The organism is Paenibacillus sp. UMB7766-LJ446 (assembly GCF_030226665.1).
Taxonomy (GTDB): Bacteria; Bacillota; Bacilli; order Paenibacillales; family Paenibacillaceae; genus Paenibacillus; species Paenibacillus vandeheii.
In genome coordinates, this window is record NZ_JASOYM010000004.1 from 23,919 (window position 1) to 36,113 (window position 12,195).

Sequence of the window (12,195 nt, forward strand, 5' to 3'; positions counted from 1 at the left end):
GAGATAAGGCTTCATGTCTTTTTTTGTTTGAAGAAAAAGGTTTTTAGAAATAAATCACAAAACAGATTGACTGAATTGAGCATATCATGTTAATTTTGTTTTGTAAGTTATTTGTTTTTATAATAACAAAACCTAACAAATTGTTTTCCAAACAACTTCAACGATAACGGAGGCTGTCATGAGCAAAATACAATCGCAGACATTTCAGAATTGGACGTTCAAGGCTTGTGAGGATCAGGAGTGGATGCCGGCTCACGTGCCCGGCTGTGTGCATACGGATTTGCTGAAATTGGGTAAAATACCGGACCCTTTCTATGGAACTAACGAAAAGGAAATTCAATGGGTCGACAAGAAAGACTGGGAATATCGTACCGAATTTGACGTTAATGAAGTCCTGCTGTCACAGCAGTATCTGGAGCTGGTCTTTGATGGTCTGGATACGTATGCCGATGTGTACGTGAATGAAGAGCATGTGTTGTCGGCGGATAATATGTTCCGGGTGTGGACAGTTGACGTGAAATCGGTTGTAAAGGCAAGCGGCAACATCCTCCGAATACGTTTTCGTTCCCCGATAAATGAAGACCTGCCGAAGCTGGAGAAGCTCGGCTATGCCCTGCCTGCATCGAATGATCAATCTGACGTGGGGGGACTAGGCGACAAAAGAGTGAGTATTTTTGCACGGAAAGCTCCGTATCATTATGGCTGGGACTGGGGGCCACGTTTTGTAACCAGCGGAATCTGGCGCGAAGCGCGTCTCGAAGGCTGGACCGACGTGCGGATTAATGATGTTTTTATCCAGCAAAAAGAAGTAACCGCTGCTTCCGCTTCTCTGACTGCTGTCGTGGAAGTGGAGTCTGCGCAAGTAATAGAAACGGTTATTCGAGTAGGAACGGACGGACAGAGCTGGGAGCAGGCTGTAACGCTGAAACCGGGCGTCCAGACTGTGGAGGTTCCAATCTCCATGGATGAGCCGAAGCTGTGGTGGAGCCGCGGACTGGGTGACCCGCATATGTATTCCTTCCTTACGGAAGTGATTCAGGGAGAGCAAGTTGTGGCTGAGTCCACGGTGAAAACGGGCATTCGTTCCATACGTCTAGTTCGTGATCAAGATGAAGCGGGAGCCTCCTTTTATTTTGAATTAAACGGAGTTGCTGTCTTTGCCAAAGGTGCAAATCACATTCCAAATGATAGCTTCATTACAGAAGTGACGCGTGAGCGTTATCTGCATGAGATTGTGTCAGCTGCCGAGTCGAATATGAATATGCTCCGTGTATGGGGTGGTGGCTTCTATGAGGAAGACGTGTTCTACGAGTTGTGTGACGAATATGGTCTGCTCGTATGGCAGGATTTTATGTTTGCTTGCAGCATGTATCCTGGAGACGAGGCTTTCCTGAACAGTGTGAAGCATGAGGCGATTGATAATGTAAAACGTCTGCGCAATCATCCAAGCATCGTGCTGTGGTGTGGCAATAACGAGATTGATTCCGCATGGGCGCATTACATTGAGGATGGCGGCTGGGGCTGGAAAAAAGATTACAACGCAGAGCAAAGAGAACGCATTTGGGCGGATTACGAAGCTATTTTCCATGATCTTTTGCCGGAAGTGGTGGAAGCCTATGCTCCTGGTGTGGATTACTGGCCTTCTTCGCCACTCGTATCCCTGTCGGGAGACGAGAAACAGCATGCCCATCCATCCACGTCAGAAGGGGATATCCACTATTGGGGTGTATGGCATAATGTGGAGCCATTTGAGAACTACAACGTTCATGTGGGACGCTTCATGAGTGAATATGGCTTCCAGTCCTTCCCTGAATATGATTCGGTTCGCAAGTATGCAGAGGAGGAGGACCTGGCGCTGGAGTCTGAAGTGATGCTGGCGCATCAAAAGAACGGGGCGGGTAATCGTCTGATCAAACAATACATGGACATGTACATGCATGAACCTAAGGATTTCCCTTCCTTCCTCTATATGAGCCAGGTGCTTCAGGCTGAAGCGATGAAAACAGCCATTGAGGCTCACCGTCGCCGCAAACCGTTCTGTATGGGAACGCTCTATTGGCAGATGAACGATTGCTGGCCGGTAGCATCATGGGCGGGGATGGACTACTTTGGCCGCTGGAAAGCATTGCAATATTACGCCAAACGCAGCTTCAGCGATGTTTTGGTATCGGTAGATGGCACGAAGCAAGATGTGACGGATATTTATCTGATCTCGGATCAGCTTGAACCTGTGAAAGGGAAACTTCAGCTGCGCCTAATCGGCTTTGATGGCACGGTATACCGTGATGAAGAGCATGAAATCGCTCTGGCATCCAACTCTGGTCAACAGGTGCTGTCATTGAGTCAGGCTGAATGGCTGGAAGGTCGTGATGCTGCAACAACGTTGCTGCGCATTGATCTGAAGCAGGATGGGGCAGCCGACATCGTACAGGAGCATTATTTTGTACCATCGAAGGATCTTTCACTGCAACCAGTGCAAATTAAGGTAACCGAAGTGACTGAGAACGATGGCGTACATTTGGTCCTGGAAAGTGATGTGCTTGCGAAACAAGTGTGGATTTCTACAGAGGCAGAAGGGGTGTTCTCAGACAATTTCTTCGATCTCATTCCTGGCATTCCGGTGAAGGTTAAGTTCACATCCAGAGGGGAATTACAAGGATCTGATGGCGCTGTCTCCCAGGCTGGGGCCATCCAGGTTCGTTCTATGGCTGACTTTATCAAATTGTAATTCATCATGTATCAAACAGGCATAGTAGTCTATTATTAAACTCAAAAAAACGTGCTGCCCAGTCTCTACTGAGCGGCACGTTTTTACTATATATGACTGAACAGTAGGAGGGGAATGGGTGCAGGTCCAATGAGGTTATTTGTTCTGATCTTCGTTCTGGATTTCTTGCAGCTCCTCGATGCTTAGCGTGAGATGATTCTCAGGGTTGGCGCTCACAACAACTTCGGACTTCGATTGCTGCTCGCCGGGTTGAGTTGATTTAGCTGCGGGTTTGATCACATACAGGCTTTGCACGGAATTCAGCAGGCTGGCGGGAGTGTCCTCATACGTCTCCAGGAAGAGCACATAATCTTTGGTGGGGATGAATTTGATATTGTCATCGTTAATAATCTCGGTATTGCCCAGCTGTCCGCCAAGCTGCTTCACTTCAATGGTGTCCCCGGCTGTATGAATTCCCTTGAAGGATTCAGCAACCTTAATCGTATATATCGTATAGATTTTATCAAAAGGAACGATGTCCTCACCGCCCGGATTCAATTCTTCATCCAGAGCACTTTTATTTACAGCCGGGGCTTGTACCATGTCATTCAATGATTCAACCCGTGTCTGGATAACACTGCCTCTGACGATGGTATTGGCTCTCTCGGATAGATCACCGATGCTTGAGTAATTGGGGAAGTCCTCGGAAGCAATCATGGTAATGGGTCCATCCTTCGTGGCAGCCGTATTAGTCGTAACTGAGGAGCAACCTATAGCAGACAAAATGAAAATGGAAGAGGCCAGCATCGTCAATACTCGAATTTTTTTCATGGGTAGAAATCCTCCTTGGTTTTAGGGGTTTGAGAATAGCGGATTAGTACTTGGATCTGACATTGTTGATATCGAAGGTTTGAGGCTTAGTCATGGTGTTCCGGTTGCGGGAGTACAGCATAATGGAAGGGCTGGTGGTGGTTGGGTTGTCTCCAAGCCAGACTGAATGTCCGAGCTCATGAACGAATACACTTTGAATAAAATTGGACAAGTTGGTTGCGTCAGCCGTAATGGTGGTTGCATTCAATTCAATGCGGAAGCTTACGACCTGACTGCCTGATACAGAAGCGTAGTTGACGCCATACGCCGTGTTATTGAAATTTCCGGCAGTAATGGTATTGGGGGAGCTGCTCGTTTTGGTAAACTGTACTTTGGCACCGGCATTGTTCCAATTGCTGAGGGAAGCGTCCATGGGAGCTTGCCACGTAGAGGCGTAATTGTAAGTGCGAATCGGAATTGTCGAGCTCGGGTAGCCGTAGGTTAGAAACGTTGCCGCATAGATCGTACTGCCGAACATCGCGATGGCTGAAAACAACATGATGCTCATGAGAAACTTCCTTTTCATACTTAAAACCTCCAATAATTGTATTTTTTCTCTATTATAGTAACAAGGAATAGAACTGTTGAAATGAGTCTTAAGTCTTTGTTTTCGTGATAAAAACAATGGATTCTGCTGAATTAGACCTTATTTTCGTCTGAAAAAGTCGATTGCTGTCCATATATGCATGCATAATTTCCCTGCAATAACAAACAATACATTCAACTTCACACAGGGAAAGGAAGCGTTGAACATGTGTAACCGTTTTTCATTGGCAGCCGATTTGGATGAGGTCAGAGATCATTTCAAGATTGAACGGGTGATGTATTATTACAAAAACCGGTACAACATCAGCCCAACCCAGCACACACCGATAATTTTGCATCAGGATGGAGAACGGGTATTGGACGAGTTCCGGTGGGGCTTCATTCCGTTCTGGGGGCGCGATGCAGTTAACGCCAATCTTATGACGGTGCATGAGAATCCAGCCTACTATAAGCTGGTAGAGACGAAGCGTTGTGTTATCCCATGTAATGGTTTGTACTACTGGCGTCAGGAAGGCAAGAAAAGCTATGCGGTGCGTGTGGTTATGCCGGATCGTGGATTGTTTGGCATTGCGGGATTATACGAGGTATGGAGAGATACACGCAAACAGCCACTGCGTACCTGCACGATGCTGATGGCGGGTGCGAACATGGTTACACGTGAATTTGGCAGCAAAATGCCGGCGATTCTGTCTGAAGAGGAGATTAATACTTGGCTGGATCCGGCAAATACACGAGTGACCCAGCTGCTGCCTTTGTTGAAATCCTACAACAGTACTGAGATGAATCTGTATCCGGTCACTCCGATGGTAGCCAATGATGAGCATGACTGTTATGAATGTGTGGAAGAGATGGATCAGAAGCTAGCCTACGTACGCAGTTTCTAAGCGGATAAAGGGAGTGAAAGAGGCGGAGAGTCACAGGACACTCCGTCTTTTTTGGGTTGAGCAACGAAATAAAATGTACTGAAAAAAATGAAAAGTTGCAATGTGAGTGAAACGTAACTATAATAATTACAGTAAGTGGAAATGTATATTCATATATCTATTAAAAGAGATGTTTAATCAGGAGGGAACCACGAATGAATCCAAAGTATAGCCCGATGTTTGAACAAGTTTCACTGCCAAGCGGCATTACATTGAAAAACCGGATTGTGCTCGCTCCCATGACTCATATGTCCTCGAACCCGGATGGTACTGTTTCAGACGCTGAACTTGCTTATTATGCACGTCGTACCGGCGGTGCGGGCATGTCCCTTACAGCGGTAACTCATGTAAATCCGAATGGAATCGGTTTTCCGGCTCAGTTCGGTAGTTATGACGACAGCTTTATTCCTGGTCTGAAACGTCTGGCCGATACCATGAAGCAGCAAGGTTCCAAAGCCGTACTGCAAATTTTCCATGCAGGTCGACTCACGCCAGAACAAGCGGTTCCAGCCGGTCAAGTCGCTGCTCCAAGCGCTGTTGCCAGTGAGCGTCCGGGATCTCCTGTACCAAGAGAGTTGACTGATGACGAAATTACGTCCATCATCAAGGACTTTGGGGAAGCAACCCGTCGTGCCATTGAAGCTGGATTTGATGGAGTTGAGATTCATGGTGCGAACGGTTATCTGATCCAGCAGTTCTTCTCTCCGCATTCCAACCGACGTGAAGATCGCTGGGGTGGAAGCATCGAGAAACGTCTCACATTCCCACTCGCTGTAGTGGATGAAGTACAGAAGGTTGTAGCTGCACATACGAAACTGCCGTTTATCGTTGGATACCGTTTCTCCCCGGAAGAGCCGGAAACACCGGGATTGACCATGGAAGAGACGTATGCATTGGTGGATTCGCTAAAAGATAAAAATCTGGATTATCTGCACGTATCCGTTAACGAGTTCTGGTCCAAACCAAGACGAGGTGAAGCCGATACACGCTCCAGAATTGAATTTATCCTTGACCGTGTGGCGGGTAAAATGCCTGTCATTGGTGTAGGTTCTATCCATACTGCAGACGAGGCAGCTGAAGCTCTTCAAAGTGGTGTGTCATTGCTTGCGCTTGGTCGTGAGCTTATTATTGAGCCGGATTGGGTTGAGAAAATCGAAAGCGGTCGTGAAGAAGATATCGAGACGATTCTTACCAAATCGGATCAGGAACGTCTGGTTATCCCTGACGGACTGTGGAATGCAATCATTCACACACCGGGCTGGTTCCCTATGGCTGATGATAAATAAGACACATGATTTCATTGAAATTGGAGGGAGCGGAAGCTCCCTCTTTTTTGCACTCACTGCATTTCGATGAAATTCTACTTCCGGGAGCACTGTGGTATGATGAGATGAACAGGATTCATCTTGGATAATCAACGGTTTGGAGTGAATGAAGATGCTCGTGGCTGAACGTTATGAGAAAATTGTGGAATGGGTAGATGCGCAGGGAAGCATGCGTGTGACCGAGCTTAGTGAGCGCTGCGGAGTGACGGAAGAGACGATTCGACGTGATCTGGACAAGCTTGAACAGGCTGGAAGGCTCAGGCGTTCCCATGGTGGGGCTGTCAGCGTAAAATATAAAGAAGAAGGACAGTCGGAAATCCCTTATCCGGAGCGGGCTGTAACTCATGCAGAAGAGAAACGCAGAATTGCGGACGAAGCAGTAAAAATGGTAGAGCCTGGCGACCGGATAGCGCTGGATGCCAGTACAACGGCGTGGTATATGGCGGCAGGACTGCCGAACATACCGCTCACCGTGTTGACCAACTCCATTAAGGTTGCGGCTGAGCTGAGCAACAAGGAACAGATTCGTGTGATCGCTACAGGTGGGCAGCTTGCTTCGAAGTCCTTGTCGTTTGTAGGACCGCTGGCTGAACGTTCGCTGGATGCCTATCATGTGGATAAAGTTTTCTTATCCTGCAAAGGTGTACATCTGACCAAGGGCATCAGTGAGTCGAATGAATTGCAGGCACTGGTGAAGCAGAAGATGCTCAGCATTGCGGATGAAGTTATTTTGCTGGCGGATTCAAGCAAATTTGGCGTGCAGGCTTTTACAAGAGTGGCGGAACTCAGCAGTGTGGCCAAAGTAATAACGGATCTGGGTTTAGATGAAGAACAGGTTAGCACACTAAATGAACAATCCATAACATGTGTCCGTGTCTAATTCGAAAGGAATGAATATAATGAAACATCCTTTTCACCTGAAAGCCGTTTGGAATGGTGGACGAAACAGTGAAGGGCATATTGATGCAGGCGGATTAAAAACAGTTATTTCGATTCCACAGGAGATGGGTGGTCCGGGTACCGGCACCAATCCGGATGAAATGCTGCTTGGTGCAGCGTCCACCTGTTATTTGATTACACTCGCAGCGATGCTGGAGCGATCGGATATTACACCGGATGAGCTGACACTGGAGTCCGAAGCGACGGTGGATGTGACCAATAATGTATTTACGTACGAGCGGATCGTACACAGACCTCGAATTGTGCTCAAAGCGGATGCATCTGATGCTGATGTGACGAAGGCAGAGCGCCTGGCACATAAAGCAGAAGAGTCCTGCATGATCTCCAGAGCTGTAGCTGGCAATGTTGCTATCGAGACACAGCCAGTGATTATAACAGCAGGCGTTAACGCGGTGTGATATACTGAAGAATAGGCGGCTTGAGCCGTCATTTGTGTAAGATAAGGGGAAGTTCGGTATGAACCTACAGAAAAGCAAAAACTCACGTTTTGCACGTTTAACACGTGCTTTGAAGCTTAATTTTCTCAAATTGTTACGTGCTCCCGGCGGGGCACATAAAGTATCTACCGGATTTGCTTTGGGTTTTGGTCTGGAACTGATCGTTATCTCGACTGCCTCACTGGTTTATCTCGTGTTCTATCCGATTGTACGTTTGTCCGGTGGTTCGCTGCCAGCAGCTATCGTGGGCAATGTGGTCGGCAAGCTGACATTCCTGCCCATCATTTTAATGCCGCTTGCCAAGCAAATTGGTTCCTGGATCTTGCCGGCACATAGCATGGGGCAGGGACCTGTTCATGAGAGTGCCTTTATGGAGCTGTTTCGCGGCAACTGGTCCGCACTAAGTGAACTTTTGCTGGGTGGTTTGGATATTCTGGCAGGTATGTCCGTCTTTGGAGTTATCCTCGGCGTGATTTCTTACTTTGTCGTCAAGTTCTTCTATGTGAGAGCACTCAAACGCCGCTTTGAACGCCGATTGGAGAAACGCAAGCAGGCAGCGATGTCTCCAACACCAGCTTCTGTGCTGATCAGGAAGACATCACAATCATGATCGGCAGAATAACCATTGACGCCGCGGTTGTCCACAGAATACAGCGGGACACAAACTGCGGAGAGGCATTGAATTGCTCGGCCAAAATTACTGCGTTCACTGCGGTCGGCATTGATGCCAGGATGAGCAGCACACTGAATAACGTTCCTTCAATCTGAAGTGCGGTCAGAATCAGATATGAGAGTACTGGCGCTGCGGCAAGTCGAACCACGAGTCCAGTCCAGAATGCTTTGCGGACGTTGGGCTTCCAAGGTTCCACAGAACCACGCGGCCTTAGCATCTGTGCACCCAGAATGGCCAGTACGACAGGGGAGTAACCGGCTGCGAGCATGGAGATGCCTCCATTCAGTGCCAGGGGCAAGCTCAGATTGGTTGCGCGCAGGATGATGGCTATCGCAGCAGCATAGATGGAAGGCATACGGAAGACGGACAGGATCGCGTTTTTGACGGTAAATTCGGATCTGGCTGCAAAAAAGATTCCTACCGTGTTAACAATGATCATCTGTCCGATGACATATACCGAAGCCTTATCCAATCCAAGCTGTCCAAAAGCAAGTAATACAAGCGGGAGCCCATAATTCACGCAGTTTGTAAACGTAGATACAAGGGTGAGGCCCGCTTTTTCGCTTGCGCCAAGATGGAATATCCGGCTCAACAGTTCAGCCAGTGCCCATAGGGCGATTAAATTAATAATAGAAAACCAGAACGTACCGGTTACGTCTGTCCATGTAATCTCGGCATGCAGCAGTGTATCAAAGATCAGTGCAGGGCTCAAAATATAAAGGGAAAAGGTTGACAGCGGCCGGGTATCCCAATTTTTGAAACGTTTTAACAAAATGCCTCCAATCACCGGAAGAGATATCGGCAGAAATACATGATATAACGTGAGCAGAAATGAATTTAACAACCGAATTCAGTCCTTTCTGGATGAAAAACCTATTTTATCATAGCAGAAGTTGTCCTTCGTCCGGAATGGATTTTGGTATTGTCTTACATAGTGGGCGATGTGGATGCCGCTTCTTTGATGGCTGCGCAGGGGCGGTGGATTGCTATTTTGATATGGCAGATTTATTATAGAAGAGGTGCAACCAGATTACATACACATAGAGGAGGAAACTGTAATGAGTGAATCAAAACGCTTGCTCGTATTGGCCGGCTCTTATGCCGAAGCGGAAAATGAGGGCATTTACGCATATGAATTGAATGAAGACACAGGTAGCCTTTCCAAGCTTGACGGCATCTCGGGCGTGAAGAACCCAACGTTTGTAAACGTGGATGCTGAAGGTAATAAACTGTATGCGATCGGTGAAACGGCGTCTGCTGAAGGCAATAAAATGTCTGAAGCTGTAGCTCTGAGCATTGATCCTTCTACAGGAAAATTGTCTTTGCTGAATCGTCATGATTCGATCTCGGCTCCGCCATGTCATATCCAACGCGACCCATCCGGTCGTTACTTGATCCTTTCCAGCTACCACGGTGGTCTGGTCGGTCTGCAAGCTCTGACGGATAACGGTGAAGTTGGAGAACTTCTGGATGAGAAGAAACATGAAGGCAAAGGTGCGCATCCTGAGCGTCAGGACAAGCCACATGTGCATTCCGCGTTCTTTAGCCCGGATGGCAAATTCATGATGGTACAGGATCTGGGTGCGGACAAAATCGCAATCTACTCCATAGATGCAGACAAGAACGAACTTGTACTGCACAGTGAAACCAAAACACATCCGGGTGCAGGGCCGCGTCACCTGGCATTCCATCCGAATGGTCAATTCGCCTATGTCATTAACGAAGTGGATTCCTCCATTACATCGTTCCGTTATGATGCAGCAGCAGGCACGTTGAAAGAGGTTTCCACCGTGTCCACATTGCCTGATGGCTATGACGGCAGTGAAAACACAACAGCTGAAATCGCCGTATCCAACGACGGACGTTTCGTATACGGTTCGAACCGTGGACACGACAGCATTGTTGTATTTGCAGTAGACGCTGAAACAGGACATTTGAAACTGGTTGAGCATGTATCTGCTGAGGGTAAACACCCGCGTCACTTTGCACTGACTCCGAATGGCAAGCTGCTGATTGCAGCTAACCGCGATACCAACAATATCGTTTCCTTTACAGTGGATCAGGAGAGCGGACGTCTGAAATACACAGGTCACAGCACAGGTGTATCCAAGCCGGTATGTGTCAAACCTGTTTATCTGTAAACCCAGGATTCGTAAGATAACCGAGAGGTTTGAATAAGGCTTTAGATCAATAGATTTGAACTAATTGACCTAAAATTTTGGGAAGACCCTGCCCTTGTGGCGGGGTCTTTTTTGATGAGGTGAGCATGGCGACTTCCTAAATGCTCGTACTTGATCCTTGTGGAATATAACATTTTTCATGATATCAGTTCAGATAACAATGAAATTAAGTCAATAGTATCGTGGAGGTAACTACCTGACTTCAAAGTGCGTACTTCCCCATTGGATAGTCAGGATCTACAATGAATGAGCAGCCAGGAAAAATAGTGCTTGCATCTGAACAGGTGGATTAGTGCAGGCTAAACCTTTAAATAATCTTTACGGAAATACTACTCACACTCGAACAACAAAGGAGAAATAAATGATGAAATTGCAATTGGCACTCGACTTGGTAAACATCCCTGAAGGTATCGCACTGGTTAAAGAGGTTGAACAATATATCGATATCGTTGAGATTGGTACCCCAATCGTTATTAATGAAGGACTGCATGCGGTTAAGGCGATGAAAGAAGCTTTCCCTAATCTGCAAGTACTCGCCGATCTGAAAATCATGGACGCAGGTGGCTATGAAATCATGAAAGCTGCTGAAGCTGGTGCGGATCTGGTCACAGTCCTTGGAGTAAGCAACGACATGACGATCAAAGGTGCTGTTGAAGAAGCGAAAAAACAAAACAAACTCGTTCTGGTTGACATGATCAACGTGTCTGATATCGAAACACGTGCACGTGAAGTGGATGCCCTTGGCGTAGATTACATTTGCGTACACACAGGTTATGATCTGCAAGCGGTTGGACAAAGCCCGTTCGAAGATCTGCAAACGATCAAAAAAGCCGTGAAAAACGCCAAAACGGCTGTAGCTGGTGGCATCAAACTCGAAACTTTGCCAGAAGTAATTAAAGCACAACCTGATCTGGTCATTGTAGGCGGCGGAATCACTGGACAAGCAGACAAAGCCAAAGTAGCAGCTGAGATGCAGCGTCTAGTTCAACAAGGGTAAGAACAGATGAGCAGCCGACAATACGCAGCAGACATCTTGAAGGAGTTGGAACGGACGTTAAGCCAGATCGACGACTCGGAGATGCAGGCCATGGCGGAACATATTTTGGCGGCCGAACAGATTTTTGTGGCAGGCGCAGGTCGATCGGGTCTGATGGGCAAGGCTTTTGCCATGAGGCTGATGCAGATGGGGCTTCGGGTATATGTCGTTGGAGAGACCGTAACACCGGGGATCAGCCCGAAAGACTTCCTCTTGTTATGCTCAGGCTCAGGGGAGACAGGCAGTCTGGCAGCGATGGCTCAGAAGGCCAGTAAAGCAGGTGCTCCTGTTGGTTTGATTACGATCAAGCCGGAGTCCACAATCGGACAACTGTCTAATACCGTGGTTCGTCTTCCGGCATCCGCCAAAGAGGATACGGCGACCACCGGAGCGGCAGTAACCATTCAACCGATGGGCTCCCTGTTTGAACAGGGGCTACTGCTGAGCATGGATGCCCTGGTGCTCACCATGATGCAAATGAAGAATATGACTGGAGCAGATATGTTTGGGCGTCACGCCAACCTGGAATAGTCCATTC

12 protein-coding genes are annotated in these 12,195 nt (G+C 47.6%); 9 read left to right on the plus strand and 3 right to left on the minus strand.

Annotated features, from left to right (window positions below; translation table 11 throughout):
• The first annotated feature begins 178 nt into the window (after nt 1-178).
• Entirely contained in the window at nt 179-2,728 is a 2,550-nt protein-coding gene (locus tag QP794_RS11305; protein ID WP_285076563.1) for a beta-mannosidase, read from the plus strand.
• 135 nt (nt 2,729-2,863) lie between these two features.
• Here the strand turns inward: QP794_RS11305 and QP794_RS11310 are convergent, their stop codons facing one another.
• Nucleotides 2,864-3,538, minus strand: a complete 675-nt coding sequence (locus tag QP794_RS11310; RefSeq protein WP_285076565.1) for a hypothetical protein — start codon at nt 3,536-3,538, stop codon at nt 2,864-2,866.
• 43 nt (nt 3,539-3,581) lie between these two features.
• Nucleotides 3,582-4,103, minus strand: coding sequence for a zinc metalloprotease (locus tag QP794_RS11315; protein ID WP_024632056.1), 522 nt, complete (start codon nt 4,101-4,103; stop codon nt 3,582-3,584).
• Nucleotides 4,104-4,329: 226 nt separating this feature from the next.
• Between QP794_RS11315 and QP794_RS11320 the strand changes: the two genes are divergently transcribed.
• The 5 genes from QP794_RS11320 (at nt 4,330) to QP794_RS11340 (ending at nt 8,378) form a co-directional block, all read left to right on the plus strand.
• Nucleotides 4,330-5,007 (plus strand): SOS response-associated peptidase, encoded by a 678-nt coding sequence (locus QP794_RS11320; protein WP_079344152.1) that lies wholly within the window; start codon nt 4,330-4,332, stop codon nt 5,005-5,007.
• Nucleotides 5,008-5,201: 194 nt separating this feature from the next.
• Nucleotides 5,202-6,332: an NADH-dependent flavin oxidoreductase gene (locus QP794_RS11325; RefSeq protein WP_285076567.1), complete on the plus strand. Its 1,131-nt coding sequence runs from the start codon at nt 5,202-5,204 to the stop codon at nt 6,330-6,332.
• Nucleotides 6,333-6,483: 151 nt separating this feature from the next.
• Complete coding sequence (locus QP794_RS11330) at nt 6,484-7,251, plus strand: DeoR/GlpR family DNA-binding transcription regulator (RefSeq protein WP_024632053.1); 768 nt, start codon at nt 6,484-6,486, stop codon at nt 7,249-7,251.
• A gap of 19 nt (nt 7,252-7,270) precedes the next feature.
• Nucleotides 7,271-7,729: an OsmC family protein gene (locus tag QP794_RS11335; protein WP_285076570.1), complete on the plus strand. Its 459-nt coding sequence runs from the start codon at nt 7,271-7,273 to the stop codon at nt 7,727-7,729.
• Nucleotides 7,730-7,787: 58 nt separating this feature from the next.
• Entirely contained in the window at nt 7,788-8,378 is a 591-nt protein-coding gene (locus QP794_RS11340; RefSeq protein ID WP_024632051.1) for a DUF2062 domain-containing protein, read from the plus strand.
• On the opposite strand, the gene QP794_RS11345 is transcribed toward QP794_RS11340, so the two are convergent.
• Nucleotides 8,356-9,285, minus strand: coding sequence for an AEC family transporter (locus tag QP794_RS11345; RefSeq protein ID WP_285076572.1), 930 nt, complete (start codon nt 9,283-9,285; stop codon nt 8,356-8,358). The two genes, QP794_RS11340 and QP794_RS11345, sit on opposite strands and share 23 nt — an antisense overlap.
• Before the next feature lie 214 nt (nt 9,286-9,499).
• Between QP794_RS11345 and QP794_RS11350 the strand changes: the two genes are divergently transcribed.
• The 3 genes from QP794_RS11350 (at nt 9,500) to hxlB (ending at nt 12,188) form a co-directional block, all read left to right on the plus strand.
• On the plus strand, nt 9,500-10,582 hold the full coding sequence (locus tag QP794_RS11350; RefSeq protein ID WP_285076573.1) for a lactonase family protein: 1,083 nt from the start codon (nt 9,500-9,502) through the stop codon (nt 10,580-10,582).
• A gap of 403 nt (nt 10,583-10,985) precedes the next feature.
• Entirely contained in the window at nt 10,986-11,618 is a 633-nt protein-coding gene (gene hxlA / locus QP794_RS11355) for a 3-hexulose-6-phosphate synthase (protein WP_024632048.1), read from the plus strand.
• A gap of 6 nt (nt 11,619-11,624) precedes the next feature.
• Nucleotides 11,625-12,188, plus strand: coding sequence for a 6-phospho-3-hexuloisomerase (gene hxlB / locus QP794_RS11360; protein WP_285076575.1), 564 nt, complete (start codon nt 11,625-11,627; stop codon nt 12,186-12,188).
• The last annotated feature ends 7 nt before the right edge of the window (nt 12,189-12,195 follow it).